We start from the raw sequence: 5,063 nt of genomic DNA, 5'->3' as shown, positions 1-5,063 counted from the left end.
GTGAAAGCGCTCCGGCCGTCGCCACCGGCGATGGCGTGAAGGAACCGCTGAACCGCCGTTCGACGGTTTCGATCAACTTCTAAGTTTTCCGCTCGGAAGACTTCCAAGGGCTGGCCGCGAGGCCAGCCCTTTCTTTTTGCCTGGAGCCCAAAAACGAAAGGACGCTCCCGATGGGGTCGGGAGCGTCCTGTACGGCGGGCCTAGAGGGCGGCGGCCGCCGCGACGTGGCCGGTTTGAGGGCTCCGGCCACGTTCCGATAAGCTTGCCCGAACTATACGCCGGCGGCGGGGGGCGGCGAGTCGAAACGGGCCGGATTCACCACGTGCGACAATTGGCGCGGCAGGGGCGACGGGACGCCTAGCAGCCGCGCGACCACGTGCTCGGCCAGCAGCGGCGCCAGGCACAGCCCCCGCGAACCCAGGCCCGTCAGCAGCCAGAGATCGCTCCCCCGCGCGCCGGCCAGCGGCAGGTGGTCGGGCACGGTGGCGCGCACGGCCGCCCGGCCCTCGAACGCCTTGCCTTCGAGCCGCGCGGCCAGATCCGGCAGGCCCTTGGCCAAGGTGGCGAGGTTGCGGGCGTGGTCTTCGCCCCGCACGTCCGTCGCGGTCTCGTCGCGGTCGTGGGTGGCGCCGAACAGCACCCCGTCACGGGTGGGGATCGCATAGCCGCCGAAGGCCGCCGGGGCCTTGGTCGTTACGCCCGTGGTCCAGCTGGCCTGGCCGCGCACGGGGCGAAGGGGCAGGGCGGGGGCGAGGCTCAGGCTCGCCGCGCCGCCGGCCAGGACGACGGCGTCGGCGCGCAGGATCAGCGCGCCCGTCGCGTCCAGCAGCCGCCAGCCGTCGTCGTCACGCTCCAGCTGGGCGACGCGGGCGGCCAGCGTCTCGCCGATCCAGGCGGCGCGGATCGTGGGCGGCGCGACCACCTGGGCGCCGGACATCGCCAGGGCCGGGGTCGAAGCGCCCAGCCGCGTCTGGGCGGCCTCCGGATCAAGCGGCGTCATGGTCCCGGGCTCGAAGATGTCCTGCTCCGCCACGGCGGCGAAGCGCCCGGCGTCGCGCTCGGCGCTGGCCAGCTGCAGCACGCCGCGGGCCACGACGGCGTCGGGCGTGGCGGCGTACAGCGCCGTCGCGCGCGCCAGGGCCTGGGCGTACAGCGCCGCGCGCGGGCCGCCGCCGGCGTCGAGGGCGGGGGTGACGAGGCCGGTCGGATTGCCCGAGGCGGCGACGCCGTCCGGATCGTCGATCACGGTGACGGCGAGGCCCTCGGCCCGCGCCGCCCGCGCCAGGGCCGCGCCGGCGATCCCGCCGCCGATGATCGCCAGGCTCTCGGGGCGTGGGGTGATGGCGCGTTCACCGGGAAGCCACGCCTCCAGCCGCTCGCGCTTGCGGCCGAAGCCTGGCCGCTTGGCGATCTCGAAGCCGGCCGCCTGCAGGCCGCGCCGCACCGCGCCCGCCACGGTGAAGGTCGCCGCGCGCGCGCCCGGGGCCGAGCGGGCGGCGACGGCGGCCAGCACCTCCTCGCGCCACATGGCCGGGTTCAGGGCGGGGGAGAAGCCGTCCAGGAACCAGGCGTCGGCCGCGCCGTCCCAGGCCTCCAGCGCCTCGACCACGTCCATGACGGCCAGGTCCAGCACCGCGTCGAAGGCGGGCAGGTCCACCCGGTGGAAGCCGCGCGCCCGGCCGGGCCAGGCGTCCAGCAACGCCTGCGCCGCCTCGCCCAGCTCGGGCCAATGCGCCAGGATGCGAGCGGCCTCGTCGCGGTCCAGCGGGTGGGCCTCGATCGAGAAGATCCGCAGGCGCGCGCCGGCCGGCTTCTCGCGCCGCCACAGGCCCAGCAGGGCGGCGATGTTGAGGCCCGAGCCGAAGCCCAGTTCGCCCACGACGAAGTCCTTGCGCTCCGCGAACCTCCCGGGCAAGCCGCAGCCTTGCAGGAACACCGCCCGCGTCTCGGCCAGGCCATCGACGCTGGAAAAATAGACGTCGCCGTACAGGCTGGACTGCGGCAGGCCGTCCTCGCGCCAGACGAGGGGGCTGGAAGGGGCGGTGGGGTCCATGCGGCTGCTAGAGCGCCGAGGCGGGGCGGGCGTCAACGAAAAAGGGCCGCCTCGCGCGGAGGCGGCCCTCTGAAAGTCGAGACGCGCTGGGCTTAGTGCGCGGCCTTCTTCTCCGCCGGCTTGGCGTCGGCGGCGGCGGTCGCCGAGGCGTCGGCCGGGGCGGTGGTCGAGGTGGCGCCCGTGGCGGCGGCGTCGGCCGGATCGACCGGCGCGTCGGCGGCGGCGGCGGCTTCCTTGTTGGCGTCGGCGGCGGCCTGGTCCTGAGCCGAAGCGGCCTCGGTCACGGTGCTGGCGTCGGCGGCGGCGGCCTTGGCGGCGGCGCTGTCACCCTCGGCCTCTTCCTTCTTTCCGCAGGCGGCCAGCGACAGGGCCGACACGGCGACGCCGGCGATGATGAGCTTGCGGAGCATGGTGGTGCGCATGAGGTTTCCCTTCCGAGTGAGCGCGTCTGTTCGACGTCTTCGGGTGAAGGGATAACGCGTTCAGCGGCCCGCGCAAACGCGCGAGCCGGAACGTGTCGCATTATTCATTCGGGATCTGCTGCAGCGCCTCTTCCAGCTCCGCGAAGCTGGGCTGGGCGGGCGAGGGGACGTTGCCGCGGCCGATCTCGACCGAGATCTGCGCGGCGTTGCCGTGCAGGTGGGCGACGAGGACGGCCTGGATGATCTTGTAGAAGGCCGCGTCCTCGTTGACGACGGCCTGCAGGCGCGCGGCCATCGGGCCGACCAGGCCGTAGGCCATGAACACGCCCAGGAAGGTGCCGACCAGCGCGCCGCCGATCATGCCGCCCAGGACGGCCGGCGGCTCGGTGATCGAGCCCATGGTCTTGATGACGCCCAGCACGGCGGCGACGATACCCAGGGCCGGAAGGGCGTCGGCCATGCTCTGCAGGGCGTGGGCGGGCTCGAGCGCCTCGTGGTGGTGCTTCTCGAGCTGCTTTTCCATCGCGTCCTCGACCTGGTGGGGATCCTCCAGGTTCATGGTCATCATCCGCAGGGTGTCGCAGATGAAGTCGACGGCGAAGTGGTCGTGGGTGATCTTCGGGTAGCGCTCGAAGATCTTGCTCTCGTGCGGCTTTTCGATGTGGCTTTCCAGGGCGATGACGCCCTTGGACTTCATCGTCTTGGTCAGCAGGAACAGCAGGGACAGCAGGTCGCGATAGTCGCTGGCCTTCCACTTGGGGCCGGCGAAGATCTTCCCGAAGCCGCCGGCCGTGGCCTTGATCACGGTCATCGAGTTCGAGATCAGGAACGCGGCGATGCCGGCGCCCAGGATGGCCATCAGTTCGTGCGGCGCGGCGTGCAGGATCACGTCCATCTTGCCGCCGCCCATCAGGTAGCTGCCGAACACCAGGGCGAACAGCAGGACGATGCCGATGATCTGAAACATGGTGCGCAGCCGACCCCGAGTTTGAGCGCGCATCATCGGAGTTAATGCTTAATCCAAGGTTCCCGCCGTGACGATTAAGGCGGAGACGCGCCGCCGCGATACGTTGCGCGGGCGCGCGGGCGGGTCTAACGGTTGTTTGATGACTGGGGAGACATCAGAGAACCGGGCCAACCGGGCGCCGTTCGCCATTCTGTTTGGCGTGTCCGTCGCGACGGCGATGGGGAACAACGGCATGTTGTCCGTCCTGCCCGCCATCGGCCGCCAGATCGGCATCCCCGACGCCATGGTCGCGGCCATCTTCTCGCTGTCGGCGGTGCTGTGGGCGATCACCTCGCCGCTGTGGGCCCGTCAGTCGGATCTGCGCGGTCGCAAGCCGCTGATCATGCTGGGACTTTCGGGCTTCTGCATCTCGATGCTGCTGTGCGCCCTGGTGGTGTCGGCGGGTCTGCACCACCTGGCGCCGCCGATGGTGATCTTCGTGCTGTTCCTGCTGTGCCGGGCGCTGTTCGGCGGCGTCGGCTCGGCCGCCAATCCGGCCACCCAGGCCTATATGGCCGACCGCACCAGCCGCGAGGAGCGCACCCAGACCATGGCGACCCTCGCCGGGGCCTTCGGCCTGGGCACCGTGGTCGGTCCGCTGCTGGCCCCGCTGTTCGTGCTGCCGGTCGTGGGCCTGGCCGGACCGATGTTCGCCTTCGCCCTGATCGCGGCGATCATGCTGGTCGTCGTCAAGCGCGGCCTGCCCGAGACCTTCAAGCCGGGACGCGGCGACACTCCGCCGCGCCGCAGGACCGGCCTGCCCTGGCGCGGGGAGGGCGCGGCGCTGTGGCGCGATCCGCGCCTGAAGCCCTTCCTGATCTACGGCTTCCTGGTCGCCGCCTGCCAGACGGCCCAGACCCAGACCCTGGGTTTTCTCATTATCGACAAGCTGGGCCTGCCGCCGGTCAAGGCGCAGGGCTTCATCACCCTGGCCATGGCGGCGGGCGCGGTGGCCGGGCTGCTGGCCCAGTGGGGCCTGATCCGGATGTTCCGCATGGGCCCGCGCGAGCTGATGCGCTGGGGCGCGGGCGCGGCGGTGCTGGGCAATGTGGTGGTGGCCGTTGCGCCGGACTACGCGGCGGTGGCCATCGGCTACGCGATCGCCTGCCTGGGCTACGGCTTCGCGCGGCCGGGCTTTACCGCCGGCGCGTCGCTCTCCGTCCACGCCAAGGACCAGGCCGGCGCCGCGGGCGCGATCGCGGCGATCAACGGCCTGAACGTGGTCGTCGCGCCGCTGTTCGTGCTGCTCTACGAGAAGATCGGCTGGGGGCCGTTCGCGCTGAACGCGCTGATCCTGGCGGCCATGCTAGCCTACGCCCTGCGTCAGGCGGTGCTGCGCTCGGTCAGCGACGTCGGTCCAGAGCGGGAAGCGACGATCGCGGGGCTGGAGCGGTCGGACGAGGGCGGGGTTTGACGTCCCTCTCCCCCTGCGGGAGAGGGTGGCCGCCCCCCGGGTCGCGCGAAGCGCGCGCCCGAGGATAAACTCAGGCGGTCGGGTGAGGGGCCGCGCTCCGCGATCCCGATACGTCTTTCAACCCCTCATCCGTCAGCTTCGCTGACACCTTCTCCCGCAAGGGGAGAA

The 5,063-nt window shown here is 71.8% G+C and carries 5 protein-coding genes; 2 read left to right on the top strand and 3 right to left on the bottom strand.

Annotation, left to right across the window (positions count from 1 at the left end; translation table 11 throughout):
• A partial coding sequence (locus tag AX690_RS22915) for a hypothetical protein (RefSeq protein ID WP_369798214.1) occupies positions 1 to 83 on the top strand: 83 nt, incomplete at its 5' end.
• Between the two features lie 188 nt (positions 84 to 271).
• Here AX690_RS22915 and mnmC read toward each other — a convergent pair.
• The 3 genes from mnmC to motA all read right to left on the bottom strand — a co-directional run bounded on the left by mnmC (position 272) and on the right by motA (position 3,442).
• On the bottom strand, positions 272 to 2,053 hold the full coding sequence (gene mnmC, locus AX690_RS13245) for an FAD-dependent 5-carboxymethylaminomethyl-2-thiouridine(34) oxidoreductase MnmC (protein ID WP_082769650.1): 1,782 nt from the start codon (positions 2,051 to 2,053) through the stop codon (positions 272 to 274).
• Between the two features lie 92 nt (positions 2,054 to 2,145).
• Positions 2,146 to 2,475 (bottom strand): hypothetical protein, encoded by a 330-nt coding sequence (locus tag AX690_RS13240; RefSeq protein ID WP_082769649.1) that lies wholly within the window; start codon positions 2,473 to 2,475, stop codon positions 2,146 to 2,148.
• 100 nt (positions 2,476 to 2,575) lie between these two features.
• Complete coding sequence (gene motA, locus AX690_RS13235; protein ID WP_066686191.1) at positions 2,576 to 3,442, bottom strand: flagellar motor stator protein MotA; 867 nt, start codon at positions 3,440 to 3,442, stop codon at positions 2,576 to 2,578.
• A 139-nt stretch (positions 3,443 to 3,581) separates the two neighbouring features.
• Between motA and AX690_RS13230 the strand changes: the two genes are divergently transcribed.
• On the top strand, positions 3,582 to 4,895 hold the full coding sequence (locus tag AX690_RS13230; RefSeq protein WP_082769648.1) for an MFS transporter: 1,314 nt from the start codon (positions 3,582 to 3,584) through the stop codon (positions 4,893 to 4,895).
• The last annotated feature ends 168 nt before the right edge of the window (positions 4,896 to 5,063 follow it).

Origin of the sequence: Caulobacter sp. CCH9-E1 (assembly GCF_001556515.1) — a bacterium.
Taxonomy (GTDB): domain Bacteria; phylum Pseudomonadota; class Alphaproteobacteria; order Caulobacterales; family Caulobacteraceae; genus Caulobacter.
Note: the sequence above shows the minus strand (reverse complement) of the source record. Positions and strands in the feature narration are given on the sequence as shown.

Bases quoted from the DNA above. Each gene is read 5' to 3' on its own strand.
- mnmC (WP_082769650.1), bottom strand. From the start codon at position 2,053: ATGGACCCCACCGCCCCTTCCAGCCCCCTCGTCTGGCGCGAGGACGGC.
- AX690_RS13230 (WP_082769648.1), top strand. From the start codon at position 3,582: ATGACTGGGGAGACATCAGAGAACCGGGCCAACCGGGCGCCGTTCGCC.
- AX690_RS13240 (WP_082769649.1), bottom strand. From the start codon at position 2,475: ATGCGCACCACCATGCTCCGCAAGCTCATCATCGCCGGCGTCGCCGTG.
- motA (WP_066686191.1), bottom strand. From the start codon at position 3,442: ATGTTTCAGATCATCGGCATCGTCCTGCTGTTCGCCCTGGTGTTCGGC.